12 protein-coding genes are annotated in these 4,375 nt (G+C 66.7%); 11 read left to right on the top strand and 1 reads right to left on the bottom strand.

Going from position 1 to position 4,375, the window contains the following annotated elements; all coding sequences use genetic code 11:
• The 7 genes from ACFWYW_RS58935 to ACFWYW_RS58905 all read left to right on the top strand — a co-directional run.
• Positions 1 to 787 (top strand): HNH endonuclease signature motif containing protein (locus ACFWYW_RS58935; RefSeq protein WP_379641462.1); only part of this gene is annotated, 787 nt, incomplete at its 5' end.
• Positions 788 to 950: 163 nt separating this feature from the next.
• Entirely contained in the window at positions 951 to 1,373 is a 423-nt protein-coding gene (locus tag ACFWYW_RS58930) for a hypothetical protein (protein ID WP_379628103.1), read from the top strand.
• Positions 1,370 to 1,699: a hypothetical protein gene (locus ACFWYW_RS58925; RefSeq protein WP_379628105.1), complete on the top strand. Its 330-nt coding sequence runs from the start codon at positions 1,370 to 1,372 to the stop codon at positions 1,697 to 1,699. The genes ACFWYW_RS58930 and ACFWYW_RS58925 overlap by 4 nt, the downstream gene beginning before the upstream one ends.
• Positions 1,696 to 1,968, top strand: a complete 273-nt coding sequence (locus tag ACFWYW_RS58920) for a hypothetical protein (protein ID WP_379628107.1) — start codon at positions 1,696 to 1,698, stop codon at positions 1,966 to 1,968. The genes ACFWYW_RS58925 and ACFWYW_RS58920 overlap by 4 nt, the downstream gene beginning before the upstream one ends.
• Entirely contained in the window at positions 1,965 to 2,141 is a 177-nt protein-coding gene (locus ACFWYW_RS58915) for a hypothetical protein (protein ID WP_379628109.1), read from the top strand. The genes ACFWYW_RS58920 and ACFWYW_RS58915 overlap by 4 nt, the downstream gene beginning before the upstream one ends.
• A gap of 133 nt (positions 2,142 to 2,274) precedes the next feature.
• A complete protein-coding gene (locus tag ACFWYW_RS58910; RefSeq protein WP_379628111.1) occupies positions 2,275 to 2,835 on the top strand; it encodes an NUDIX domain-containing protein in 561 nt (186 codons plus the stop codon).
• 25 nt (positions 2,836 to 2,860) lie between these two features.
• Positions 2,861 to 3,139 (top strand): hypothetical protein, encoded by a 279-nt coding sequence (locus ACFWYW_RS58905; RefSeq protein ID WP_379628113.1) that lies wholly within the window; start codon positions 2,861 to 2,863, stop codon positions 3,137 to 3,139.
• Here ACFWYW_RS58905 and ACFWYW_RS58900 read toward each other — a convergent pair.
• Positions 3,136 to 3,411: a hypothetical protein gene (locus ACFWYW_RS58900; protein WP_379628115.1), complete on the bottom strand. Its 276-nt coding sequence runs from the start codon at positions 3,409 to 3,411 to the stop codon at positions 3,136 to 3,138. The two genes, ACFWYW_RS58905 and ACFWYW_RS58900, sit on opposite strands and share 4 nt — an antisense overlap.
• 89 nt (positions 3,412 to 3,500) lie before the next feature.
• Between ACFWYW_RS58900 and ACFWYW_RS58895 the strand changes: the two genes are divergently transcribed.
• From ACFWYW_RS58895 to ACFWYW_RS58880, 4 genes are all read left to right on the top strand, one after another.
• A complete protein-coding gene (locus ACFWYW_RS58895; RefSeq protein ID WP_379628117.1) occupies positions 3,501 to 3,659 on the top strand; it encodes a hypothetical protein in 159 nt (52 codons plus the stop codon).
• 59 nt (positions 3,660 to 3,718) lie between these two features.
• Positions 3,719 to 3,937, top strand: a complete 219-nt coding sequence (locus ACFWYW_RS58890; RefSeq protein WP_379628119.1) for a hypothetical protein — start codon at positions 3,719 to 3,721, stop codon at positions 3,935 to 3,937.
• 83 nt (positions 3,938 to 4,020) lie between these two features.
• Positions 4,021 to 4,164, top strand: coding sequence for a hypothetical protein (locus ACFWYW_RS58885; RefSeq protein ID WP_379628121.1), 144 nt, complete (start codon positions 4,021 to 4,023; stop codon positions 4,162 to 4,164).
• Complete coding sequence (locus ACFWYW_RS58880) at positions 4,164 to 4,289, top strand: hypothetical protein (protein WP_379628123.1); 126 nt, start codon at positions 4,164 to 4,166, stop codon at positions 4,287 to 4,289. Before ACFWYW_RS58885 ends, ACFWYW_RS58880 begins: the two co-directional genes overlap by 1 nt.
• The last annotated feature ends 86 nt before the right edge of the window (positions 4,290 to 4,375 follow it).

Below are 4,375 nucleotides of genomic sequence, written 5' to 3'. Positions count from 1 at the left end.
TTCACTGCGGGTGTCCGCTCTGGCGAGTTCGACCTGGGCGTCGTCGGGGTGGGCGATGCCTGAGCCGAAGGTCGTCGACGTACGCCCAGACGCTGATGGGGTTCGCCTCATCATGGTTCGCGGTGGATCCGTCGCCATCACGGTTGCCGAGTACGACCTGCTGATTCGCCGGATCAAGGCTGGCGTCTGGAAGGTCCGCAAGATCGCGGGCATCGCGTATCCGTGCGAGATCAGCGACTGCGACCAGCCCCGATACGGGCGCCGTCCGTACTGCCTGCTCCACTTCACGCGCTGGCGGCGTCATGGAGATCCGCTGAAGGTCTTACGGGTGATCGTCCAAAGCGCCAAGGGCAGCGGCGGCACGGCTGACCGGTTCTGGGCCAAGGTCGACGCCCAAGGCGACTGCTGGCTCTGGACCGGAGCCACGCACGAAGCTGGATACGGGCGCTTCCGTGCGGAAGGGCGGACAGTCGCTTCTCACCGCTGGGCCTATGAACACCTTGTTGGACCCATTCCCGATCGGTTCCAGATCGACCATCTCTGCCGGAATCCGCCTTGTGTCAACCCTGACCACCTGCAGCCCGTGCCTCAAGCGGAGAACCTTCTCCGCGGGTACAGTTCGCCAGCGCTGAACAGGCGAAAGACCCACTGCAAGAACGGGCACCCGTTCGACGACGAGAACACCCTCATGGTGCGCGGCTCCAAGGGTGTGATGCGGAAATGCAAGGCGTGCGGGCGGGATCGGTACGCCCTGAAGTCGACGGGAGCGCTCTTGCGAGCCCGCTAGTGCGCTTCTCGCGCCCGTAGAGGCGTCTCGGGTCCGCGGATAGCGCCCCGCTTCCGTTCGTGCCACAGGGGCAACTACAGCCCCACGGATCGAAGACCAGTCCGATCTTCGAGCTTGATTCAGTCCATCAAGATCGATATTCGAGTAAGGAATCGAACAGATCATGAACTACTTCACCGGCAACCTCACCCCCAAAGAGGAACGGCTCCGGGCCCTCAGCCCGGACCGTGTCCTCATCGCCGAGTTCGCTGGCGACCGGCCGGAGATCGTCTGCCTGTGCGGATCCACCCGCTTCCGGGAGGAGTTCGCCCGGGCCAACCGCGAACTCACCCGCGCGGGCGTCATCGTCGTGGCGCCGGGCGTGTTCGGCCACTCCGGAGACCCGTTCACCGACGACGACAAGCAGCGACTGGACGAGCTCCACCGCCGCAAGATCGACCTCGCTGATCGGGTGGTCATAGTGAGCGACGCGTCCGGCTACATCGGCGACAGCACCCGAGCTGAGATCGAGTACGCCCGAGTCCTGGGGAAACCGGTCGGCTACCTCTTCCCGGCCGCCGAGCAGGACGGCGAGGTGTCCCGATGAGCGTCTATCTCGTCTGGTCCAACGTCGCCCAGCTCTGGTGGAAGCCCGGCAGGTGCGGCTACACCGCCGACCTGTGGGACGCTGGCCGGTTCAGCGCCGCTCAGGCTGCTGACGTGTGCAAGACCCGCACGTGGGAGGACGGCAAGCCGCCGCCCGAGGTGATGGTGCTCGCGCCGGAAGGTGATCGCGGGACGCTGCACGTGGAGGAGATCCGGGCCGCACCCGAGGTGATGCGCAGGCGCGTGGCGGAAGCCACGAAGACGGCGATCGAAGCCCGCAACGCATTCGCGGCCTTCGAGGCCCTCGCCAAGGAGGCGTCCCGATGAGCGGCTTGCCGAACCTCGCCGACCTGCCCGAGCCGGACGACGGCTCCATGGTGATCGTCAAGTCCGACTACGCCACACGCCTGTGGATCCGCAACGACTACGAAGCCAACAAGGGCCTGCCATCCGGTCAGACCCGTGAGGCCCGGTGGTTCGTGGACGACGAGCACGACGACGAGCCGCACACCTGGCGGGCGATCATCTGTCGCGCCACTCACGTGTGGGAGCGCGGTCCTCTGCTCGCATCCAAGCGGTCCGGGGAGGCGTCGTGAAGCACTTCAACTGGCAGATCAAGGTCAACAAATCCGGGCCGCCGATCGGCGGCATGGAGACCAAGGACCTCCTCGACGTCGAGGCGCCACGCAACCGGCGCGAACGGCGAGCAGTAGCCGCATGGAAGCGCAAGCAGGCCAAGCGCCTCCGCCAGTCGGGGGAGGGGTCGTGAAGCGCCTCCATGCTGGCCGACTGTCCGTCTATCTCGAACCGCGGGACATCTGGGTGGGCGTGTACGTGGCCGAGGCCGCTGTCTATGTGTGCCCGCTGCCTCTGGTGGTCTTCAAGTGGACGCGGAGGCCCTCATGACCTCCGTCTCTCACCGTGAGGTGACCCAGGCGGTGGAGGAACTGGTCGATCTCGTCGACACCTCCGGGCGTGTGATGGCCCGCGGCGTCCCGCGCTCCCAGGCGTGTGATGGCCTGCTGCTGCAGATCGTGATCGTCGTGGTCCGGTCGCCTGCCGGGATTCTCGTCCACCGCCGGGCCCTGAGCAAGGACGTCAACCCGGGCTTCTACGACCACGTGTGCGGCGCCGTCCGATCAGGCGAGACACCTCAGGCCGCCGCGGTCCGCGAGGCGCGCGAGGAGACCGGTGTTGCCGTGCACAACCTGCGGCTCGTCCACCAGGGCGTCAACTCCTACAGCCGGTGGCGCTGGCTGTACGCCGCCGAGACCGATGACGTCCCGACCGGCTGGGATCCGTCCGAGGTCGCCTGGGCCGGGTTCATGACCACCGAGGATCTCGCGCGCGCCGAGACGGCGGGAGAGACGTTCGTCGACGGCTTCTTCCAAGACCTGACGGCAGCCCTCCCCGCCACCAGTGTCGGCATGGCCGCACACCCCATGACCACCCCTCCAAAGTGATCAACCAACGAAAGGAAGAACCACCATGTCCGACACCCTGACCGCCGTGAAGCCCTACCAGCTCACCATCGTCTACACCGACCCGGCGACCGCCCTGTGGCGCGTCACCACCAGGCTCGCCTGGCCTGACGCCAAGGACGCCATCCTCTCCGACGCCTCAGAGGCCAACGCGCCTGACGGGGAGCGGGTGCGCGTGCTGCACGGGTGCGGCGATGAACTCCGCGTGACGCTCGACGCTGCGGACCTGACCAGGCTGCTGTCGGCCGCCGACAGGGCTCACGTCGCCGTCGTCGCGGATAGCTAGTCGCCGGCGGGCTGCTTGCGGGGGCGGCCTCCTTTTCGGGATCGCCGCTCCTCAAGTTCCTTCTCCGCTAGCTCCATCTTGGCGAGTTCGTCGGCGTTGCCGTACTCGCTGACGACGGTGCGGATGTGCTGGACGAGATCTTCTGAGCGTTCTCGGCTGAAGACGCGTTGGCACACCGTCTCGTAGGCATCCCAGAGGGGTTCGGGTAGGCGGAACTTCCTGTACGGCGTGTGCTTGCCGGCGCTCTCTGGCGATGGATTCTGTGTGGCCACGAAGAAATCTTGCCACACCTCTTGTGTGGCCACAAGGATTCGTAATACTATGTGGCCACACAGTTAAGCGAGATGCCAGGGAGACCGAAATGAACGCCAGCCTCACCGCCAAGAGCCTCCTCGCCGACAACCCGGCCGCGACCCTCGATGAGCTGACCGAAGCCGCCGCCGACCTCGACCCCAAGAGCGAGGACCAGTTCTGGGCGGCGGTCCGAGAGGTCAACCCGACGCTCTGCCCGGACTGGTAGACCCCAGGGCCCTCCGGGGCCCACCCCCAACCCGCCCGCCCTGATCTTGAGGAGACGTGATGACCCGCGACGAGATCGACAACATGTCCGACCGTGACCTTGAGGCCACCCTCGACGGCTACCAGATCCTCCAGGACGAAGGGGTGACCAACCGGCGGGACGCCGCCACAATCCGCAGGCTGGCCGCCGAAGCCAGGAGCCGCGCCGGTGACATCGCCTACTGGGACGCCCGTCACGACGCGACCCTCGACCGGACACGGCAGGCCAACCTCCGATGAACCGTTCTGGCGCTGCGCTAGCCGCCCCACCCCCGACCGGGTGGGGCGGAGGACGGAACGTCAGACAACCAAGGAGCGTCCCTGTGAAGTCGCTACACCCCGACGACCTCGCCGAACTCGCCTACGACGAAGACCCGAACGGCGACTGGCGAGCCGAACTCGACCCGAACCTCGACATCGTCCCCGAGATCACTGACCAGCCCGCCAGCGGCGAGGAGTCGTTCTGATGTGCATCAACTGCGACGCTCTGGCCGGGGGCCTGATCGATCTGGTCGCCGCCGACGTGTGCATCGACGACGAGGACGGCATCCCGCACGTGCCCGATGTCGAGGGCGATTACCTTGACCGGTAAGGAGATGTCTCCGATGACGTGTGTCCCCATTCGGGCCGCCCTCGCCGAGGTCGAACTGGCCGTCGGCGAGGTGGCGGGCTGGGCGC

It is taken from the genome of Nonomuraea sp. NPDC059023 (genome assembly GCF_042740095.1).
Lineage (GTDB): Bacteria > Actinomycetota > Actinomycetes > Streptosporangiales > Streptosporangiaceae > Nonomuraea.
The sequence above is the reverse complement of the archived record's forward strand: the minus strand, read 5'-3'. Positions and strand labels throughout refer to the sequence as shown.